12 protein-coding genes are annotated in these 19,452 nt (G+C 64.5%); 3 read left to right on the top strand and 9 right to left on the bottom strand.

Translation table 11 applies throughout. The features are described from left to right. Positions 1-104: 104 nt before the first annotated feature. Positions 105-5,702 (bottom strand): hypothetical protein, encoded by a 5,598-nt coding sequence (locus DLM85_RS10475; RefSeq protein WP_133257008.1) that lies wholly within the window; start codon positions 5,700-5,702, stop codon positions 105-107. Positions 5,703-6,038: 336 nt separating this feature from the next. Between DLM85_RS10475 and DLM85_RS10470 the strand changes: the two genes are divergently transcribed. Beyond that, a complete protein-coding gene (locus DLM85_RS10470) occupies positions 6,039-7,034 on the top strand; it encodes a Kelch repeat-containing protein (RefSeq protein WP_111478072.1) in 996 nt (331 codons plus the stop codon). Beyond that, complete coding sequence (locus DLM85_RS10465; protein ID WP_165822101.1) at positions 7,018-8,358, top strand: DUF4270 family protein; 1,341 nt, start codon at positions 7,018-7,020, stop codon at positions 8,356-8,358. Before DLM85_RS10470 ends, DLM85_RS10465 begins: the two co-directional genes overlap by 17 nt. Positions 8,359-8,477: 119 nt before the next feature. Here the strand turns inward: DLM85_RS10465 and DLM85_RS10460 are convergent, their stop codons facing one another. The 8 genes from DLM85_RS10460 to uvrA form a co-directional block, all read right to left on the bottom strand. Beyond that, on the bottom strand, positions 8,478-10,073 hold the full coding sequence (locus tag DLM85_RS10460) for a T9SS type A sorting domain-containing protein (protein ID WP_165822100.1): 1,596 nt from the start codon (positions 10,071-10,073) through the stop codon (positions 8,478-8,480). A gap of 279 nt (positions 10,074-10,352) precedes the next feature. Continuing rightward, complete coding sequence (gene prmA / locus DLM85_RS10455) at positions 10,353-11,195, bottom strand: 50S ribosomal protein L11 methyltransferase (protein ID WP_111478069.1); 843 nt, start codon at positions 11,193-11,195, stop codon at positions 10,353-10,355. A gap of 158 nt (positions 11,196-11,353) precedes the next feature. Beyond that, on the bottom strand, positions 11,354-11,731 hold the full coding sequence (locus DLM85_RS10450; RefSeq protein ID WP_243635924.1) for a 7(1) septoil knot domain-containing protein: 378 nt from the start codon (positions 11,729-11,731) through the stop codon (positions 11,354-11,356). 239 nt (positions 11,732-11,970) lie between these two features. Next, positions 11,971-12,735 carry a triose-phosphate isomerase gene (tpiA, locus tag DLM85_RS10445; RefSeq protein WP_111478068.1) on the bottom strand — a complete coding sequence of 255 codons (765 nt, stop codon included), beginning with the start codon at positions 12,733-12,735 and terminating at the stop codon, positions 11,971-11,973. 65 nt (positions 12,736-12,800) lie between these two features. Then, positions 12,801-13,601: a hypothetical protein gene (locus DLM85_RS10440; protein ID WP_111478067.1), complete on the bottom strand. Its 801-nt coding sequence runs from the start codon at positions 13,599-13,601 to the stop codon at positions 12,801-12,803. A gap of 68 nt (positions 13,602-13,669) precedes the next feature. Beyond that, positions 13,670-14,083 carry a DUF2251 domain-containing protein gene (locus tag DLM85_RS10435; RefSeq protein WP_111478066.1) on the bottom strand — a complete coding sequence of 138 codons (414 nt, stop codon included), beginning with the start codon at positions 14,081-14,083 and terminating at the stop codon, positions 13,670-13,672. Between the two features lie 88 nt (positions 14,084-14,171). Then, the gene (locus DLM85_RS10430) at positions 14,172-14,657 is read right to left on the bottom strand and encodes a hypothetical protein (protein WP_111478065.1); all 486 of its coding nucleotides are present in this window, start codon (positions 14,655-14,657) and stop codon (positions 14,172-14,174) included. A 119-nt stretch (positions 14,658-14,776) separates the two neighbouring features. Next, the gene (gene uvrA, locus DLM85_RS10425; RefSeq protein WP_111478064.1) at positions 14,777-17,674 is read right to left on the bottom strand and encodes an excinuclease ABC subunit UvrA; all 2,898 of its coding nucleotides are present in this window, start codon (positions 17,672-17,674) and stop codon (positions 14,777-14,779) included. 415 nt (positions 17,675-18,089) lie between these two features. Here uvrA and DLM85_RS25060 point away from each other — a divergent pair, with 415 nt between their 5' ends. Beyond that, entirely contained in the window at positions 18,090-19,211 is a 1,122-nt protein-coding gene (locus DLM85_RS25060; protein WP_207891009.1) for a hypothetical protein, read from the top strand. Positions 19,212-19,452 lie beyond the last annotated feature (241 nt).

Genomic DNA, 19,452 nt, shown 5'->3' with positions numbered 1-19,452 from the left:
AACGGGCCCCGGCAACGCTACGACGCAACGGCCGGAGTCGACGACGCGCGGCATAAAAAAGCAGCCCCGGCCGGGGCCGGGGCTGCTTGGGGAGGCACTGAAGCTTACTCGTCGCCGAAGGGGTCGTTTTCGTCCTTCTTCTTGGCTTTCTTCTCCTTTTCCTTTTTCGGCTCCTTGGCCGGCTCGGCGGGCTTCTCCTCGGCCGGCGCGGCTTCGTCTTTCTTCTTCTTGTCCTTTTTGCCCGCGTCGGCAGCCGGCTCGGCCGGCGTATCGGTCGGGGCGTCGGCCACCGGCTCGTCCTTTTTCTTTTTGTCCTTCTTCGACTCCTTGGCCGGTTCGGCGGCCGGCTCGGCCGGGGCGTCGGCGGCTACTTCCTCCTTCTTTTTCTTCTCCTTCTTCGCCGGCTCGGGCTCGGCCGTCGGGGTCTGGTCGGTGGCGAAGGGGTCGTTCGGGTCGGCGGCGGCTTCCTTCTTCTTTTTCTTGTCCTTCTTGCTGGGCTCGGCCGCCGCATCGGGCGTGGCGCCGCCGGCCGGGTCCGTGGCCCCGAACTGGTCGTCGGCCGCGTCGGCTTTCTTCTTCTTGTTCTTCTTGCCCGCGTCCGATTCCATGTTGTCGAAGTTGCCGGTCGGGCGGTTGCTCACGACCTGCTTCTGCGGCTTGGTTTCGCCGAGGTAGTCCTTGCGAAAGTGGTTCACGAAGAGCACTTTCTCCTGCTCGTCGCCGAGGAAGAAGCCGTAGTCGGTGGCCGTGTTGTAGTCGCCCTTGGCGGCGCGGCCCAGGATTTCGTCGAACTCGCCGTGCTGGGCCTTGGCCAGCAGCTTGTTTTCGGCAAACTTGAAGTAGTACCACGTTTCGGGGTCGGCCTCCAGGTACAGCTCCACGGCGTCGCCGGTGCTTTCCTTCTTGATTTCGACGTAGCCGTCAATCATGGCGTTGATGTCCTTCTTGCCCACGCTCACCAACCCGATCTTGCCCACCGAGTACCAAGCGTTGTACTTGTTGGACCACTTCAGGTTCACCTGGCTGAGCAGGATGTCGTGCAGGAATTTCGACGAAATCTTCTGCAGCGAGGGCGCCCCGCCGCCCTTGCGGTTGGCGTATTCGCTCACCAGCTTCGAGCCCGCAAACTCGCCCATCTTGTACAGCTCGTTCTGCGAGGTGCTCAGCGCCTCGGGCAGGCCTTTCGAGTACTTGGCCAGGTCTTCGCCCATGGCCTCGAAGGCCTTGTCGGGGAAGTTCAGGTCGAAGGCCATCATGGCATCCACGGCGTAGCGGCTGGAGTCCACGTTGGCCCGGCCCACGCCCGCGGCCGCCAGGGTGTAGTCCTTGTTGGTGCCGATCAGGCCCAGCTTGCCGCGGAAGTTGAGCACGCCGGTCGAGTCGTTCACCGTCAGCACCGAGCCGTCGTAGATTTCCGCGTCGAGCGGGTCGTGGCGGCTGATGGCGTAGATGCGCTTCTTCGGGTCGTAGGTCAGCGTGCCGTCCACCTCAAACAGGTTGCCGTCGGTGACGCTGCCCTTGGTGGCCACAAACAGCGGGTAGGGCCGGCCGGTGGCCTCGTTCTGGTACAGGCCCGTCACCATCGGCGTGCCGTCTTCCGCCTTCATTTCCTTCATCCGGATCTTGACGAACTGCGGGTCGATGCTGTCCTGCACCGGGAACCAGTCGGCCGAGGTCGGGGTCTTGGTGAATTCCAGGCGGGCCTGCCCGTCGAAGGCGAAGCCCTTGCTCTGCGAGTTCATCGTCACGCCGCCGCGGTACTGAATGCGCGGCGCGATGCGGAACTTGTCGGTGGCCTTGATGTCGGCCACGGCCAGCGTGGGCGGCGAGGGCGGCGTGTCGTCGTCGCCGTCCTTTTTCTTTTTGATGGCCGGCGCCTTCTTCTTGCCCTCGCCCTTGATCAGCCCCACCGAGGCGGAGTCGACGGTGAAGTTGGCAAACTTGATGGCGAAGGAGTCGGTGGGCGTCTTGTAGTTGTAGAGCGCGTTGCCGGTGAAGGCGGCGCGGCTCAGCACCTTGATTTCGCCCTTGTACAGGTTGTGGAACTTGCCCAGCGTGTCCATCACGATGCCCGCGTTCTGGAAGGCGCGCATTTCGGCGTTGGGCAGCACGTACACGCGGTTGGAGTCGGGCTCGATCCAGGCGTCGGCCGAGGCAATGTAGGGCACGCCGTCGGCCACGAGGCGGAACTTGTTCAGGTCGTATTTACCGGCCCCGGCCCGGAACTTCAGGCCCTTCTGCTCGGGCTTCATCGAGTAGAAGTAGGCGCGGGTCGAGTCCTGGCCGGCGGCCACGCGCAGCTGCACGGTCTTCTTCTTGAAGTCCCAGCGCCCCCCGCTCAGCGAGGTGCGGTACTGCGAGTACGGCAGCTCGATGCTCGACTTGGCCACGCCCTCGGCGCGGGCAAAGTCGGCGTAGTTGTTCTTGATGTCGTAGGTGAAGGCCACGTCGGGCGCGGTCAGGGCCGGCTTTTTCGGGTCGGCCGACTTCACGCTGACCGTGCCGTTGGCGCCCTTGTACTGGGTGGGCAGGAAGGTGAACGACTTGGAGCGGATAATCGACTGCGCGTTTTCCATGCGGCCCAGGCCGCCCAGGCCCTTGGGCGTGAGCACGGCCGTGCCCTTGTAGGCGTAGGTGCCGTCGTAAAACTTCATGGCCTCGCCGCCGGCCGCGGTGCTCAGGTACATCGAGTCGGCCTTCACGGCCCACTTCATCTGGTAGCCGGGCAGCAAGGACACTTTCGGGTACTCGGCCCCGTTCAGGGTGCCTTCCTTGATGCTGGCCGTCTTGCCCACCGTCACCACCGAGTCCTTGTAGAAGATGAACTGGTCGCTGTTGAGGGTGGCCGAGAGGTAGGTCATCTGCCCGTCGCCCTGAATGCCGCGGTTGCTCATCTTCACCTGGTTGAAGAGGCGCCCCTTGCCCCCGTACACCGGGAAGCCCTCCTTGGGCGCGTTGTAGACGAAGCCCAGCGAGCCGTCGTCCTGCATGGTGAGCTTGGTCTTGAAGTTCGGCAGGATGCCGCCCGACACGAACGTGCCCTTAAAGCCCACCGCCGAGCGGTTCGCGTTGTTGAGCGAGTCGAGCTTGAAGGGCGGAATGTCGAAATAGATGGTCGTGTCGTAGGCGCCGCCGAGCACCTCGGGCTTGTTGAAGAACACGTAGGCGCCGGTCGTCGCGTCGAAGGCCGGGTAGGCGCCCAGCTTCTTGCGGCCCGACTTGTTGTTCGGGGCGTTGATGTAGAGGCGGCCGGTGGCCTTGTTGCCCTTGTTGGTCAGGGCGAAGTCATTCTCCTTGCGCGCCTTCAGGGCCGAGCCCTTGGAGCCCTTGCCCTTCACGATGATGGAGTCAATCTTGAACATGTCGATGTAGAACCCATCGTAGTCAAACTTGAACTCCCGGCCCTTGAAGATGAAGGCCGAGGCCACCACCGTGCCGTTGAACTCGATGTTGCGGTTTTTCTGGATGCGCACGATGCTCGAATCCGGCTTCACAAACACCGTCACCGAGTCGTCGGAGAAGTTGAAGCGGTCCACGCCGCGCACCAGCAGGGTGTTGCTGTTCAGGTTCAGCGAGGCGTTTTTGCCGTTGGCGGCCAACGACTTGATGGCAATGTGGTCGTAGTCCTTTTTGCCGCGGGCCGAGCTGACGTAGTGCAGGGCCTTGGGCAGCAGCGTCACCTCGCCCGTCACCGGGTTGATGCTCACGTACCCGTCGCGGGCCAGGCCCGAAATGGCCGAGCGGGCGTTGGCTTCCTTGATCTGCAGCGCATCGACCAGATCCTGCACCATGAATTTCTTCACGTTGTTGTGCGTCTGGCTGTAGCCCACCACCATCTGCAAGGGGTGCAGGCGGTTGATGGAGTGAATCTGCTGGAAGCGGGTGTTGGTGAAGAATTCCTTGGACTCGAAGCCCGCCGTCACCTGGTTTTTGGCCGTCAGCGTCTGGAAGTCGATGTCGGGCGTCTTCAGGTTCCACGTCAGCTGCTCGGCCGACAGCTCCATCTGGTGGTAGGAGTCGGTGTAGGGCGTGGTTTTGTAGAGGCCTTCCTCGCGGGCCAGCAGCAGCACCTGCCGCGGCTTGGAGTACTTCAGCTTGGCCCCGGGGTGCGTCACCGAGTCGGACTTGCCCTCGAAGATGGTAATGGCGGCGCGGTTGGCCTGAATGAGCGTGTCGCCGAGCTGGTAGCTGCGCGAGGCGGCCCGGAAGCGCGGCTTGCCCTCGTAGCTCACCGTGATGCGCGACAGGGAGCCGTCGAGCGTGGCCGAGTACATCTTCGTGCCGTTCAGCGAGAAGCCGCCCTGGTAAGTGATGTTGTCGCCGATGTTCTTCACCTGCGCGTCGTTCGTGAGCGACACGAAGCGCGGGTAGCCGGTGTCGCCGCCGCCCTTGCGCTGCACGGCCTTGTAGGCCAGGGCGCCCTTCACCGGGGCCGTCAGCACGGCCGGGTAGCTCAGGGTCACGGGCTCGGCCTTGAACTCCGGCTTGTTCACGTCGAAGTCGTAGCTGCCCAGCTCGGCCGTGAGCGGGTTGTTGTTGATCTGCCAGCCGAAGGTGCCGCCCTTGCCCACGAACTTGCCGGTGAGCGTGGAGAGCGTGCCGCTGGTTTTCTGAATCACCACCGAGTCGTAGCTGGTGGCAATGACCAGGTCCGCGTCCTTCAGCTCGATAACCGGGCCGCGGGTGCTCGGCGCCATGTAGGTGTCCACGTAGGCGGGCGTGGCGTCGGCGGCCGGGGTGGGCTCGTCCTTCCACACCTCCACGGGCTTGGCGGGCTCGGCGGCTTTGGTGGCCGCGGGCTTCGCGGCCGGCTTGGCGGCGGTGGTTTTCTTGGCGGGAGCGGCTTTTTTCTTGGCCGGGGCGCCCCAGCCGTCGTCGGAGCTGCTGCCCCAGCCGCTGCTGCCCCAGTCGCCGGAATCCCAATCGTCCCAGCCGCTGCTCTTTTTCTTGGCGGGCGCGGGCTTGGGCTTCGGGGCGGCGGGCTTGGCCGCCGGTTTGGCGGCCGCCGGCTTAGGCGCGGCGGGCTTCGCCGGCTCGGGCTTGGGCGCGGCCGGCTTGGGCGCGTCCCAGCCGCCGCCCCCGGCCGCGGTGCCGGCAGGCATGGGCGAGTCCAGCTCGTTGTAGGCGAAGGTGATAGCCGAGCTGTTGGTCAGGCGCAGGCGGTTGTAGCGCGAGCTGTAGAGCTGGCGCGTCTTCAAGAACTGCGTGGTGCTGCTGATAAACTGCTGCAGCTCCTTCAGGTCCTGCGGGGCCAGGGCTTTTTCGGTCACGGCCAGCAGCTGGTCGGTCTGCGCGTCGGTGAGCGGCTGCGCGCCCTGCTTGCTGGCAATGAGCAGGCCCCAGAAGGCCTCCAGGTGCGGGCGCGGCTTCAGCCGCCGCTCCTGCATCTTGCGGGCCAGCTCGATGACCTTGGCCTGCTGCGAGGCGGTAAGCTTGTTGGACGCCCACAGCTGGCGCAGCTGCTCGACCTGGGCAATGGCGCCCGGGTTCTTGGTGGCCGTCATCACGGCCACGACCTCGCCGATGAACGTGGTCGGGTCGGAGCTAAAGGGGCCGCTGCCCGGACGAGGGGTGGCGGGGGCGGCCGATACGGGTGGAGTGGCGGCGGGGGCCGTCGGCGGCTTGGTCGTTTGGGCGCGGCCGTTACTTGCCGCTCCCCACGCCATCAGCGCGCTAAGCCCCCACACTGCGAATTGCTTCATACAAATGCCTTCAGACGGAGTTATCCGCCTACAATTTCCGAAAAAGTTGGCGGACTTCCCGCCCGAGTGATTGTCAACACTTTACCGGCTTGGTTGCATTCCATCCGGCCCCGGGATAATGCCGCCGCCGGGGCCGGAATCCGCCTTTCGGAACGGGCGGCAAAATGCGGGGATTGGTCGATGATTCGGCCCCAATAGCAGAAATCCGCCCCCCGGGCGCAACCGCCCCGCCTACTTTTGGCTCGATACAGCAGCAGGGCAGAACCCGGGGGCGCCACCCGACTGCCCGCTTTGGCGGCCGCTGCTGACATCTCCGCTTTACCCCCTTCTGCTTTCATGAAAAGATTCCTCCCGCACTGGCTGCTGGTGCTGGCTGTGCTATGCCTGGCCGGGTGCAACGACGACGATACGACCACCACCGAAGACATTCTGGGCGTGTGGTCCGGCCGCTCCCAATTCGAGGGCCTGGCCCGCAACGCGGCCGTAAGCTTCACCATCGGCGACAAGGCCTACGTGGGCTTGGGCACCGATGGCACAAGCAAGTTTGTGGATTTCTGGGAGTACAATCCCGCCACCAACACCTGGACCCAGAAAGCCGATTTCCCGGGCGTGGGCCGCTACTTGGCCGTGGGCTTCAGCGCCGGCGGCAAGGGCTACGTGGGCACCGGCTACGACGGGGCCAACAAGCTGCGCGACTTCTACGAGTACGACCCCGTGGCCAACCAGTGGACGCGCAAGGCCGACTTCGGTGGCTCGGCCCGCTACGGCGCCGTGGCCCTGAGCATTGCCGGCAAGGGCTACCTCGGCACCGGCTTCGACGGCAACGCCAAAAAGGACTTCTGGCAGTACGACCCGGCCACCGACCAGTGGACGCAGAAGCCCTCGTTCGGCGGCAACAAGCGGCAGGGCGCGGTGGCCTTCACCCTGAACAACCAGGGCTACCTGCTGCTCGGCTCCGACAACGGCTCCTACATGGCCGACGTGTGGTCGTACGACCCCACAAACGAGCTGTGGACCCAGCACCGGGAGCTGATCAACAGCACCGATTACGACTACGACTACAGCGCCCTGCCGCGGGCCAACGCCACGGCCTTCGTGGTGGGCACGCACGGCTTCGTGGCCCTGGGCATCAACGGCAGCACGCTCACCTCTTGCTACGAGTACGCCCCCGAAGCCGACACTTGGACGCAGAAAACCTCGTTCGGCGGCGTGGCCCGCACCTACCCCATCAGCTTCGGGCTGGGCGACCGGGGCTACGTGGGCCTCGGCCTGGCCAGCGCCCTGCGCCTCGATGACCTCTGGCAGATTGCGCCCAATGAGTCGCCCGACTAAGCGCCTGCGCCGCCCCGCCCGGGTCGGGCCCGGCGCGGCCCTGCTGCTGGGCCTGCTGCACCTGCTGGGGCTGCTGGCCGGCTGCGAAGCCAGCAGCCCGGACTTCGAAAACGCGCTGCCCGCCAGCGCCGGTACCCTCGGCACCGTCTTCACCGACACGCTGACGGTGCGCACCGCCACGGTCCTCACCGATTCGGTAGCCTCGTCCGTGTCGGGCTACCTGCTGCTGGGCCGCTACCACGACGGGCGCCTGGGCACCGTCACGGCCCGCAGCTACCTGCAGGTGGCCCCCAGCGGCGCGGCAGTGCCCGAAACCGAGGCCGTGTTCGACTCGGTGGTGCTGGTGCTGGCCACCGACGGCTACCGCTACGGCGACACCACCCGCACCCAGCACCTGCGGGTGCACCGGCTGCAAACCGACCTGCGCGGCACCGCCACCTACTACACCGCCGACGCCCGCCCCTACGACGCGGCCACGCTGGGCGACGTCGCGTTCCGGGCCCGCAAGCCGCTGCCCACCGTGCGCGTGCGCCTCGACCCGAGCCTGGGCCGGAGCCTGTTCGAGGCCACGCAGCAGGGCGCGCTGAGCACCACCGACGAGCTGCTGGCCCGGCTGCCCGGCCTGGTGCTCACGCCCGGCCCCAGCGACGACGCGGCGCTGCTGCGCTTCACGGTGGCCTCCTCGGTGCTGCAGCTCTACTACCACCTGCCCTGGGCGCCCGACACCTACGGCACGGTTGATTTCGCCGTATCCAGCGGGCCCAGGCACTTCTACCAGCTGGAAGCCGACCGGCGCAGCAGCCTGCTCAGCCCGCTCACGGGTATGCGCCAGGCGCTGCCCAGCGCCCGCACGGCCGAGGAAACCTACATCGAGGCCGGGCTGGGGCTGCAGACCAAGGTGGAGTTTCCGTACCTGCGGGAGCTGCAGCAGCTGGGCGGCAACCTCGTCGTCAACGCCGCGGTGCTGGACGCGGAAGTGACGACCGACAGCGAAAACCGCTTTCTGCCCCCGCCCGTGGCCCTCATCCCGCGCCTCACCGATGCCGGCAACCACGCCGGCGCGTACTTCCTCGATAGCGGCAGCAACATCATCACGGCCAGCTACCAACGGGGCGTCTCGCCGCGCACCGGGCTGGAGCGCGGCACCTACGCCGTGCCGCTCACCAACTACTGCGCGCAGGTACTGGCCGGTAGCCTCGCCAACCACGGCATCCTGCTCGGCCCCGGCTCCGGCGACGTGGCCGAGCGCGTGGTGCTCGGCAGCGGCCAGAGCACAGCCGCCCCGATGAAGCTGCGGCTGTATTTCACCCGCGTCGGCCTCTGAGGCGCATTTTCCACCTCGCCGAAACCCAACTCGGGCCGGGCGCCGCAAGCACGCTTGCAGGGCCCGGCCCGAGTTGGGTTGGCCGGTTGTATAGTCGAAAGGAAACGCCGCGCCGGAAGTCAGTTCAGCTCCACTAGCAGGGTTTGTACCTGCCCACTGCCCACGGCCCGCACGGTGTAGAGGCCCCGCGGCAGGCCGGCCACGTTCCAGACCAGCTCCGGCACGCCGGGGCCATCGGAGCCGAGGTGCTGGCGCACCACCCGGCCCTGCAGATTCACCAGCTGCACGCTGGTACCGGCCGCCGTGGGCAGGCGCACCGTCAGCAGGTCCTGGGCCGGGTTGGGGTACGCGCTCAGCGGCACGGCGTTGCCCGGGCCGATGGGCTGCACGAAGCGCAGGGACGCGAGAAAATGGCCGCTGCCGGCCGCCGATACGTTGTGGCTGCCGAAGGTAGCCGCGCCGGTGAAGGAACCGCCCGTAACCACCCGGCGCTGCAGCGGCGTCAGGCCCGGCGCCGTGGCCAGGCACTTGCCCCCATCGATGCCGCTGGCGGCCAGCTCCCAGTTGATGGCTCCGCCGGACTTCAGCCCAACGACGGCGCCGCCGCTGGCCGTACGCTTCAGCCACACTACCGGCGCCCCGTCGGACAAGGCCACGCCGCCGTTGGCTTCGGCCGCGCCCACCGACTGCAGCCACGCTACGGTGCCACTGGGGTCGAGGTGGGCCACAAATCCTTCGCGCCCGGCCGAGGCTGTTAGGCTGGCGGTGCCCAGGGCGTAGCTGCCGCTGAAGCCGCCCGTCAGGTAGCTGTGGCCCGCCGCATCCACGGCCAGAGCCGTGGCACCGCTTTGGTCGCCGCGGGCCCAGGCCACGCTGCCGGTAGTGCCATCGAGGCGGGCCAGCACCGTGCCGGAGGGCGGCCCGGGCAGGGTGCTGCCGCCGATGGTCAGCGGCCCGAAGTAGGTACCGAGCAGGTACACGCCGTGCAGGGCATCGGTGCCGATGTCAATACCCATAGCGCTGAGCGGGGCCGAGGCCAGGGTGTTCCAGCGGAACGCGCCCGTGCCGTTCAACGACAGCACGAACAGCTGCCGCGGCCCGGCCCCCACGCTGCCGCCGCTGCTGAGCCGGTAGCCGTAGCTGATGCCGGTCAGGTAGCTGTTGCCGGCCGCGTCGGTGGCCACGGCGTTGCAGGTGGTGGGCAGGTTGGTGCTGCCGCCCTGCACCGCCCACTGTATGCTGCCCGCCGCCGTCAGCTTCAGCACCACGAACTTGTCGGAAATGTACTGGTCGGCCGGCAGGTTGCTGCCCGGCACCGAGCCGGCAAACAGCCCGTTCATGCGCCCCACCACCACCGACTCGCCCGTGGCGGGATTCACGCTGATATCGGTGCCGCTGGCGAAGGTCCCGGCGCCGGCGCCGGGCAGCGGCTGGGCGGCCAGCGGCGTCACCCACTCGGCCCGGCCGCTGGGGTTGAACTTGGCCACCAGCAGGTCGCCGATGGCGCTGCTGCTGGTGAGCGAAAAGCGCCCAACGGTGATACTGCCGCTGAACTGCCCGGTGACGTAGGCATTGCCCTGGATATCGGTAGCGACGCTATTTACCACAAACGATTGGGCATTAGCCCATTGCCACTGGGGCGCCTGGGCCCGGGCCGGTAGCAGCCACAGCACATAGCACAGGGTAGTAAGGAGTAGTGGGAGTACTCGTTTCATTCGAATAAGCCGTGAAAATGACACTGTCTTCTTTTCCGCCAACCACCGGGCGCCCATCGGTGGGGCCGCCGCGCAATAGCCTCCATCTCTCTGGCCTTGCCCCGAATCACACACCCAAATTAGAGATATAGCAATAGGAAATGCGGTTTTAATTCAAAAAATGATTGATAGTTCAATCGTTCTTCCTTCCGTGCTACCATTCCCAAAAGCAAACCGCCCGGAATCATCCAGTTGATGACTCCGGGCGGGGCGGGCCTACGGCCGAGCTTCGGGCCGAGCTTATTCGGGCTTGGTGAAGATGGCCGACACCCAGTGGTTCTGCACGCGGTGCGACTGGTAGCGGAATCCCTCCCGCTCGGCGGCTTCCTGGATCAGGTGCAGGTCTTCCTCGTAGAAGCCCGAGAAGATGATGGGGCCGCCGGGCTGCAGGTAGCGGTAGTAGGCGGCCATGTCGTCGAGCAGCACGTTGCGGTTGATGTTGGCCAGGATCAGGTCGAAGGGCGCCTCGCCTTCCAGGGCGCTGATGTCGCCGAGGCGGGCTTCCACCTTGTCCTGCACGTGGTTTTCCTGGGCGTTGTCGGCGGCGTTTTCAGCCGTCCAGGGCTCCACGTCCACGGCCAGCACGTGGCTGGCGCCCAGGTACACGGCCATGATGGCCAGAATGCCGGTGCCGCAGCCCATGTCGAGCACGCGCTTGCCCTGGTGGTCCACGGTGAGCTGGTTTTCAATCATCAGCGCCGTGGTGTTGTGGTGGCCGGTGCCGAAGGACATGCGCGGCATAATCACGATGTCGTAGGGCAGATCGGGCCGGGCCGCGTGGAAGGGCGCCCGCACCGATACTTTCTCCCCGATGACCAGCGGCTCGAAGTTCTTTTCCCACTCCGTGTTCCAGTTCTGGCGCGTAATCACGCGGCTTTCGGCCACGGGCATGCCCTCGGGCCAGTGCGCGTACTTGTCGATGATGGCCTGGGTGGCGTCCTTGTCGAAGGCGTCCTCGGTGGTGTAGGCGCAGAAACCCTGCTCGTTTTCCTCGAAGGTGTCGAAGCTGAGCTGGCCGAGTTCGGCAATGAGGATATCGGCCAGGTCGGCCGGGGCGGTGACGCGCAGTTCGATAAAGTCCATGTCTGAATGTGCGGATGTGGGAAATGTGCTGATGTGCCAAGGCTTGCCACCAAGCACCCGTTCGGGGCCGCAAAGATGCGGCGGTTTTCGGGTGGGCGCACAAAAAAAGCCGCTCCGGCCGGGTGGCACGGAGCGGCTTTGAAGCGCGGTCAGCGGCCTCAGTCCTTGCGGCAGCCGGCGAAGGAGCGGACTTTGGTGTAGTAGATGCCGAAATCGGCGAAGGAGCGGTTGTCGGTGACGAGCACGGTGAAGTCGGCGAAGTCGCGGGCGTCGGTGATGTACCACAGCCCGGCTTTGTCGGCGAAGAGCTTGTTGGCTTCCTGAAACACCACGAGGTTGGCAAAAGCCTCCTGCTGCTCCACGTACACCGTGGCCGAGCAGAAGCCGCGGCGGCGCGGGTCACGCTCCAGGTAAACGGCGCCGTAGAGCTTGCAGGGGTCGGCGTAACCGCCGGTTTGGGCTACTTTGGGCGGCAGTGGCGCAGCTGCTGCGGGCTGCCACCAGAGCAAAGCCGATACGAGGGTAGTCAGGAGCATAAGCGGGAAGTCAACGTCGGGTATCGCCGAGACAAGGACCGGGCCGGAATGGTTCGGGCAGTGCGTTCAGGCCGGCAAGGCACGCCATTTGGTAAAAAAGCTTACCAAAAACCAGCGCCGGTGCAAAACTTTGCAAGAGCTAGTAAACGTGTTTCCTATTTAGAAAAGCTACTGGCGGCGTCCGGCGTTTCGGCCGCAAGCTAAGGGCCTTGACCACTGCTAGTCAAGGCCCTCGGCCATTAAAACGACTTGATAATCTCCGTGAAGTCGCGCGACTTCAGCGAGGCGCCGCCGATCAGGCCGCCGTCCACGTCGGGCTGGCTGAACAGCTCGCGCGCGTTCTGGGCATTGGCCGAGCCGCCGTAGAGGATGGTGGTGTTCTGGGCCGCCTCGGCGTCGTAGGCGCGGGCAATCTGCTCGCGGATGAAGGCGTGCACCTCCTGAGCCTGCTGGCTGGTGGCCGTCTTGCCCGTCCCGATGGCCCAGATGGGCTCGTAGGCTACCACGACCTGCGCAAACTCCTCGTTGGAGAGGTGAAACAGGCCGTTTTTCAGCTGCTTTTCGATGTACTGGAAAGTCTCATCGGCCTCGCGGGTTTCCAGCGACTCGCCCACGCAGAAGATGGGCTTCAGGCCGGCGCCGAGGGCGGCTTTCAGCTTCTGGCTCAGCAGCTCGTCGTCTTCGCCGAAGTACTGCCGACGCTCGGAGTGGCCCAGAATCACGTACTCGGTGCCAATGGAAGCCATCAGCTTGGCTGACACTTCGCCGGTGAAGGCGCCGCTTTCCTTCTGGTGGCAGTTCTGGGCACCCAGGTGCAGGCGGCCGCCCTGGGGCAGCAGCCGGCCCACCACGGGCAGCAGCGGGAAGGGCGGGCAAATCACGACTTCCACCGCCGAGCCGGTGGTTTCGTCCTGCACCATGGGCACGATTTCCGATACCAGAGCCTGCGCGTCCTGGAGGGTGGTGTTCATCTTCCAGTTGCCGGCGACGATGTTCTTGCGCATAAGGGGGAATTGGGAAAAGTAGGGGCTGCAAAGAAACGGATTTGCGCGGGCCCCGCGCCGACCCGCTACGCCGCGCGGCGCCGGCGCAGGCTGCGGCCGAACACCAGCAGCGCCGTCAGCGCCAGCAGCATGCTGCCGGCCAGGGCCAGCCAGCCCAGCTCCGGCAAGGTCAGGCGCCGCACCGCCCAGATGCCCAGCAGCCCCCAGGCCAGCACCAGCGGGTACACCGCGTCGCGAAAGGCAAAGGCCAGCAGCAGGCCCAGCCCCACCACCACGGCCAGCAGCACCACGGCCAGCAGAATGCTCACGTTGGGCGGGGCCGTCCAGCCCAGGCGCTGCAGCCCCAGGGTCACGTTGATGACGGTGGCCACCGAAATCCAGCCCAGAAACAACGACAGCGGCCAGCTCGACGGGCGCGGGGAGTAGCCCCCGAACACCAGGCGCCGCGCCCGCCCGTAGCCCAGCACCAGGGCGCCCAGCGTGAGCAGCATCAGCACCGTGCAGGTGCCCAGGGCCTCGTAGCTGAAGCCGACCACCCACAGCGCCGCTGCCACGCAGGCCACCATCAGCGGCACGGCCACGGCGTCGGGCAAGGGGTTGCGCCGCTGCGCGGGCAGCAGCTGCCACACGGCGTAGAGGGCCAGCGCCAGGAATATCAGCCCCCAGATGCTGAAGGCCCAGCCCGCGGGCGTGAGCAGCGTGGGGTACTGGGCCGATACGGCGCCCATATTCTGCCCGTTGGCTGGGTGCGTGTTCCACCAGTAGTTCAGCCCAATGCAGCCGAAGATGGCCCCTGCAGCCCCCCAGCGGCCGACGCGCCCGCCCGTGGCCGGCGCGTCGGGGTACGAGGTAACGGTCGTTTCCATTCCCTGTGGTGTAGTTCGAAAGGTGAGGCGCCGCGGCAGCCGGACCAGGCCCGCCGCCGCAGCGGGTGTCAGGCGGCAAAGTACTGATCCACCAGCTCATCCGTCAGCTCGCGGGGCGTGGCCTGCGGCTGGCGGGGCGGCGGGAAGCCGGTGCGGCAGAAGCCCACCTGCTGGCGGAAGTCGTAGAGGGCGTGGCAGTAGCCGTTGAGCACGAAGGCCGCCGCGTCTTCCGCCTCGTTCCAGATCAGGCTGGCCGCGACGGGCCGGTGCCGGTCGGCAACGTCCGGCACGTTGTAGATGTGCAGCGCGTCGAGCAGCTCCGGCCCGGGCTTGTTGCCGATGGCGTAGACGTAGCCAGTGGTGCCGTCGTCCTCGAACATCATTTCGTAGCCGCCGTGCGCGGCGACGCTGCTCAGCAGGTAGTTATCGGCACCCGGCGCGGGCTGCCCGATCAGAAACTGTGCTTCCGTGGTGGCACTCATGGCGTGGCAATGGCGGGCCGCATCGGCGCAGCCCCTTACCCCTACGGATAATGCGGCGCCGGGGCCGTCCGGCCGGGCTGGCGGCGGGCTAGCCGTAGGCGTCGGCGCAGTCGGGGGCGTCGCGGTGCAGGCGGGCCAGCTCGGCTTCCCATTCCTGCCACAGCTCGCGGCGGCGCGGGTCGTGCTCCAGCAGCCAGTCGAAGGCGGTGGCGTCGTCGGGGAAGAAGTGCAGCTCGAAGGTCATGGCCGTGGGCGGGTTGAATATCGGCGCCGTGGCCACCATGTGGTTGTGCAGATCGGGCGGCAGCACCAGGGCCAGGTGCTGCACCGAGGTGGCGGCCATGGCCGGAAACCAGCTTTCCATGATCCAGGCCTGCTCCACCGGGCCCATCGGCGGCAGCTGGTCGATGTTCATCAGCCAGTAGCGCACCGGGTGCCGGCAGCTGAACGCCACCAGCCGCGTGAGCGAGGGCACGAACTCGGCCAGCGGGCAGCCGCGCCGCCACGCCGCGCGCACCAGCGCCGCCGCCGCGTCGTATTGCATCAGGATGGTGGGAATATCGCGCAGCATCATAACCCTCAGCCCTTCGTCTTCCAGAAGATACCGTTTTTCGGCGGGTTTCAGCGGCGGGCACGGCACAAAAAAACGGGGCACCCGCTTGGGTGCCCCGCCAGGGTTGCGCGCCGCGTTTCCTACAGCTTCTCGGCCAGGAAGCGGGCCGTCTGGTTGGTATCCTTGTGCTGCACGAACTCCTCCGGCGTGCCTTCAAACAGCAGGTGCCCGCCGTTGATGCCGCCCTCGGGCCCGAGGTCAATCAGCCAGTCGGCGGCCTTCACGATGTCCATGTTGTGCTCGATAATGAGCACCGAGTTGCCCTGCTCCACCAGCGCGTTCAGGGCCGTGAGCAGCTTGTTGATGTCGTGGAAGTGCAGGCCGGTGCTCGGCTCGTCGAACACGAACAGGATTTTGTCGCTCTGCAGGGTGTTGCCCTTGGTCAGGAACGAGGCCAGCTTCACGCGCTGGGCCTCGCCGCCCGAAAGGGTGTTGGCCGACTGCCCCAGGCGGATGTAGCCCAGCCCCACGTCGTTGAGGGGCCGCAGGCGCTCGGCCACCTTGGGCTGCGAGGCGAAGAAGTCCAGCGAGTCTTCCACCGTCAGCTCCAGCACCTCGTCGATGCTCTTGTCCTGGTACTTCACGTCGAGGATGTCCTGCTTGAACTTGCGGCCGCCGCAGGCCTCGCAGGTCAGGTAGATATCGGCCATGAACTGCATCTCGATCTTGACCTGCCCCTCGCCCTGGCACACCTCGCAGCGGCCGCCCTCGATGTTGAAGGAGAAGTGCGAGGGTTTGAAGCCCCGGGCCTTGGCCAGCGGCTGGTCGGCAAAGAGGGTGCGGATGGCGTCGTAGGCCTTCACGTAGGTTACCGGGTTCGAGCGGCTGCTCTTGCCAATGGGGTTCTGGTCCACGAATTCCACGTGCGACACGGCCGTCAGGTCGCCGCCCAGCTTGTCGAACTTGCCGATGCTTTCGGAGGCCGTGCCGCCCAGCTGCCGGGCCAGCGCCGGGTACAGAATGCGCTTGACCAGCGTCGATTTGCCCGAGCCCGATACGCCCGTCACCACCGTCATCACGCCCAGCGGAAACTTCACCGTGAGGTTCTTCAGGTTGTTTTCGCGGGCCCCAACGACCTCCAGCGCGTTGCGCCAGGGCCGGCGCACCGTGGGCACCGGCACTTCCATCTTGCCGCTGAGGTATTTGCCGGTGTAGGTCTTGTCGTCCTGCAGGATTTCCTGGTAGGTGCCCTGAAACATCAGGTTGCCGCCGCCCGAGCCGGCTTCCGGCCCGATGTCGATAATCTGGTCGGCCACCTCCATCATCTTTTCCTCGTGCTCCACCACCACCACGGTGTTGCCCAGCTGCTGCAGGCTGCGCAGCACCCCAATGAGCTGCTCCGCGTCCTTGGGGTGCAGCCCGATGCTCGGCTCGTCGAGCACGTACATCGAGCCCACCAGCGCCGAGCCCAGCGAAGTCGCCAGCTGAATGCGCTGCGACTCCCCGCCCGACAGCGTGTTGGACAGCCGGTTCAGCGTTAGGTAGCCCAGCCCGACGCGCACCAGGTAGCTCAGGCGGTTGTGCACTTCCGTCACCAGCCGGTCCGATACGCCTTTCTCGTGCTCGGTGAGCGAGAGGTTGTCGAAGAAATTCAGCGCGTCCGAAATCGGCATGAGCACGATGTCGCTGATGCTGCGGCCGTTCACTTTCACGTACTGCGCGTCCTTGCGCAGGCGGGTGCCGCGGCAGTCGGGGCACACGGTGCGGCCCCGGTAGCGCGAGAGCAATACCCGGTACTGAATCTTGTGGGTCTGCTCCTGCACCCAGTCGAAGTAGTCGTTCAGGCCCTGGAAGTACTTGTTGCCCTCCCACAGCAGGCGCTGCTCGGCCTCGGTCAGCTCGTTGTAGGGCCGGTGAATGGGGAAGTCGAAGCGGATGCCGTTTTTCAGCAAGGGCTTCAGCCACTCGCTCTGCTTCTCGGTGCGCCAGGGCGCCACGGCCCCTTCGTACACGGTCAGCGTCTTGTCCGGTATCACCAGCTCCGGGTCGATGCCGAGCACCGAGCCGAACCCCTCGCAGCGCTGGCAGGCGCCGTAGGGGTTGTTGAAGGTGAAGAAATTCACGCTCGGCTCCTCGAACTCGATGCCGTCCAGCTCGAACCGGTCCGAAAACGTGCGGGTTTCAGTTGTCGGTTGCGCGTTGTCAGTTGTCGGTTCGTTCTGGCCAGTCGCACTGACAACTGACAACCCACTCCTGACCACCAAACAGGTGCCGTGGCCCTCGAAGAAAGCCGTCTGCACCGAGTCACTGAGGCGGAATTGCAGGTCTTCGTCGCCGGGCTGCACCACGGCGCGGTCAATCATGATCTGCACTTCCCCCTGCGGCTCGGGCTGCCCCTCGGCCAGCAGGTCCTCGATAAAGGCCATTTCGCCGTTGATAATCACGCGGGCGTAGCCTTTCTGCAGCAACAGGTCCAGCTCCTTGCGCAGCGGCCGGCCGTCCTCCGAGGGCAGCAGCGGGGCCAGCACCATCACGCGGGTGCCCTCGGCCAGGTTCATGAGGTAGTCCACCACGTCGGCCACCTGGTCCTTGCGCACTTCCCGGCCCGACACGGGCGAGTAGGTGCGCCCCACGCGGGCAAAGAACAGCTTGAGGTAGTCGTATATCTCGGTGCTGGTGCCCACCGTCGAGCGGTTGTTGCGCACCGTCACCTTCTGCTCGATGGCAATGGCCGGCGAAATGCCGCGGATGTAGTCCACGTCGGGCTTGTCCATGCGCCCGAGGAACTGCCGGGCGTAGCTGCTCAGGCTTTCCACGTACATGCGCTGCCCCTCGGCGTAGAGCGTGTCGAACGCCAGCGAGGACTTGCCCGAGCCGGAGAGGCCCGTGACGACGATGAACTTGTTGCGCGGGAAAGCCACGCTCAGGTTCTTGAGGTTGTGGACCCGCGCGTTCTTGATGATGATGTACTCGCGCGGATCGAGCTGATCAATCGGGTCGTCCGCCGGGGCGGCGACTTGCAGGTTCTCCTGGGCCATAGGTTCCTCTAACACCGTTTCCCACCGCTAAGGTTTCGGCTAACGTGATTAGCCGCGGGATGGGTCGGCGAAGGTACGCAGGGGCGGGGGCAGGTTGGGCAAGAGGGCAAAACTCCGTAGCAGTACTTATTGTGGATTATATTTATAAATAATAGACTTGCACAGCAGCAGCAGGGCTGTTGCTGCGTCGCTCTTTCCGGCACTGACCCGAATAACGCCCCACGTCCACGCAACTGACTTTATTCTTATGAACTCGAAATCAATCCTTTGCTTCCTACTCAGCGTGCTATCTATCGTTCACGTGTACGGGCAATCAACCGCCGTTTCGATTGTATCTACCAAGAAGAACGGTAACTGGAATGATCCTACGGTTTGGATTAGGGGCCAGGTCCCCTCTAGCCTTGACCATGTGGTCTTGCGACACGACGTAACAATCAGCCAGGCTGCTTCTTGCAAAACCCTGGACACAAATGGTCATAATATAACGGTAAATAATGGCGCCAATTTCAACCTAACAGGACCAGGCAAATTACCAGCTTTAACTAATAAAACATTCCTTTACAATAAAACAGCCACTAGCGCTGCTAATTTGGTAGCAGCTTTTACGCTCGCAAATCTTGGCCTAGAAGTATTTATGTACGGCACCTGGGCCGGCGACTCAATCAATAAGGTGACTTCCGTTTCTATTCGCAGGATAGCAAAACCCGATACAACATTAAATTTTATCCTAAATGATTTTCAGGAAGCCACGCATTATTACATCGATGTCGCAGGAATAAAGGATACATCGTTGTTTCGCCTGAATTACGACGCTATCGATTCAACTTTCGTTGTGTATCGGCTATACACAAACTGGCAAAACAAAGTTATGCTAAGGGATAAACACGCGGCCTATATCGGATTCGCATCCCCACGCATCTTTGCGCGTAATCAGGCCGCGTTGAGTGGAAATTGCCGCTCTTATGGCAATATAGCAAACAAAGCCCTGCTTAATACCGTCCAAAAAATGTTTGGCCTGTTAATTATGGCGGCCGCACTTTCGCCCGCCATGCCCCCGGTTGCGGCGGTCGTCTACGTGGCTACCGGCATGATCATAGCCATCCGAGGCCCGAGAAGCACCACTCACGATTTAGGACAGGTAGCAGCCCAAATTGCATCTGGTATTTCGCCCTGCGCGGAAGGGGCAGATGACCCGCCCCGATACGACGATTTAACGCCTAATCCATTACCTCCTATTTCTGGTATTAATCCACAAAATGGACTGTTATGGAATTGCCCATGCAGCTGGAACTGGACCGTAGAAAGAAGTCAACGTTCAGTTGATTTTATTAATTTTCCAGCGTACGACCAATTGCTCAGATCATCTACTCCAACGTGTCCTGGCGAAACCAGAGGGACTAGTGGAAGCGGCGTCTTATTTCAGCTAGGCAAAGGCGGCTCCAGGACCATAGGGGTGCGCATTAGTTATTTTCCGGGCTGCCCCAGCTCAAGCAACTACGTTGAGTATACTATTTATAAAACATTTACATGCCGTTAATTACGCTTGTGTACCACAGAAAGCAATCGAACCTATTCGTTGTAAAAAAAACGGTACTGCTTCAACAACACCCCAACCCCGCACCGCCCGGTTCTAACCAGGCGGTGCGGTCTTTTAGAGCCTGTTGGGGAATTAAGGTAGTCGGTTGAGGCACAGGGTGACGTTTGCCCAGAGAATCCAGGCGGCGTGGCTTTCGGGCGTGTACTCGTAGTCCATGACTACCCGTCGGAAGAAGTTGAGC

The sequence above is a fragment of the Hymenobacter edaphi genome (assembly GCF_003258365.1).
In the GTDB taxonomy this organism is placed as follows: domain Bacteria; phylum Bacteroidota; class Bacteroidia; order Cytophagales; family Hymenobacteraceae; genus Solirubrum; species Solirubrum edaphi.
This window is presented reverse-complemented; position numbering and strand designations above follow the sequence as displayed.

Excerpts from the sequence above, each read along its gene's own strand:
- DLM85_RS10440 (WP_111478067.1), bottom strand. The coding sequence starts at position 13,601 with ATGGAAACGACCGTTACCTCGTACCCCGACGCGCCGGCCACGGGCGGG.
- DLM85_RS10450 (WP_243635924.1), bottom strand. The coding sequence starts at position 11,731 with ATGCTCCTGACTACCCTCGTATCGGCTTTGCTCTGGTGGCAGCCCGCA.
- DLM85_RS10470 (WP_111478072.1), top strand. The coding sequence starts at position 6,039 with ATGAAAAGATTCCTCCCGCACTGGCTGCTGGTGCTGGCTGTGCTATGC.
- DLM85_RS10475 (WP_133257008.1), bottom strand. The coding sequence starts at position 5,702 with ATGAAGCAATTCGCAGTGTGGGGGCTTAGCGCGCTGATGGCGTGGGGA.
- prmA (WP_111478069.1), bottom strand. The coding sequence starts at position 11,195 with ATGGACTTTATCGAACTGCGCGTCACCGCCCCGGCCGACCTGGCCGAT.
- DLM85_RS10460 (WP_165822100.1), bottom strand. The coding sequence starts at position 10,073 with ATGAAACGAGTACTCCCACTACTCCTTACTACCCTGTGCTATGTGCTG.
- tpiA (WP_111478068.1), bottom strand. The coding sequence starts at position 12,735 with ATGCGCAAGAACATCGTCGCCGGCAACTGGAAGATGAACACCACCCTC.
- DLM85_RS10435 (WP_111478066.1), bottom strand. The coding sequence starts at position 14,083 with ATGAGTGCCACCACGGAAGCACAGTTTCTGATCGGGCAGCCCGCGCCG.
- uvrA (WP_111478064.1), bottom strand. The coding sequence starts at position 17,674 with ATGGCCCAGGAGAACCTGCAAGTCGCCGCCCCGGCGGACGACCCGATT.
- DLM85_RS10465 (WP_165822101.1), top strand. The coding sequence starts at position 7,018 with ATGAGTCGCCCGACTAAGCGCCTGCGCCGCCCCGCCCGGGTCGGGCCC.
- DLM85_RS10430 (WP_111478065.1), bottom strand. The coding sequence starts at position 14,657 with ATGATGCTGCGCGATATTCCCACCATCCTGATGCAATACGACGCGGCG.